The organism is Caulobacter sp. (assembly GCF_017744445.1).
In the GTDB taxonomy this organism is placed as follows: Bacteria; Pseudomonadota; Alphaproteobacteria; order Caulobacterales; family Caulobacteraceae; genus Caulobacter.
In genome coordinates this window covers 1-629 of the sequence record NZ_JAGIBH010000104.1, presented here as the reverse complement: position 1 = coordinate 629, position 629 = coordinate 1, and the positions used below count along the sequence as shown (strand labels likewise).

At 71.4% G+C, this 629-nt stretch carries 1 protein-coding gene; it reads right to left on the bottom strand.

All coding sequences use genetic code 11. The features are described 5' to 3' along the window. On the bottom strand, positions 1–629 hold a 629-nt coding region (locus tag J7528_RS23890), incomplete at both ends, for a glycoside hydrolase family 16 protein (protein ID WP_291879839.1).

Below are 629 nucleotides of genomic sequence, written 5' to 3'. Positions count from 1 at the left end.
GGTGGAACGGCTGGTCGAACGGCGCTGGTCCCGCCTCGCCGGTCGCCGGCTTCCAGTCCTCGGGTTCGGCCTGGAAGTAGCGCTGGCCGTCGACGAGCCAGACGATCTCGCCCGGCGACCATTCGACCGCGTAGACATGGAAGCCGTCGGCCGTCGGGGCCGGCGCGACGTTGCCGCCCTTGTGGCGATGTCCCGCGCCGCCGTCCTCGCCGAAATGGATCGTGCCGAAGATCCGGTCCTCGCGCCCGCCCGCGCAGGTTCCGCACGGCGCGCCCAGATTGACCGTCTCCAGGATGTCGATCTCGCCCGAGCGCGGCCAGCCGCCGTAGACGCCCGTCTCGGGCATCATCCAGATCGCCGGCCAGACGCCCTGCCCGCCCGGGACCCGCGCCCGGACCTCGACCTTGCCATAGCGCCAGGACGCCTTGCCCTTGGTCAGGATCTTGCCCGAGGCGTAGTCCAGGGTCCGCGTGGCCTTCGAACCGTTCCACGGATTGGCCAGGCCGGTGGTCGGCCGCTTGATCGCCCTCAGCCGCAGCAGGCCGTCCTTGACCGCCACGGTGTCGGGCGAGGCCACATAGCACTGGCGCTCGTTGTTGCCCCCGCCGCCGCAATCCTGGGCGTAGGAC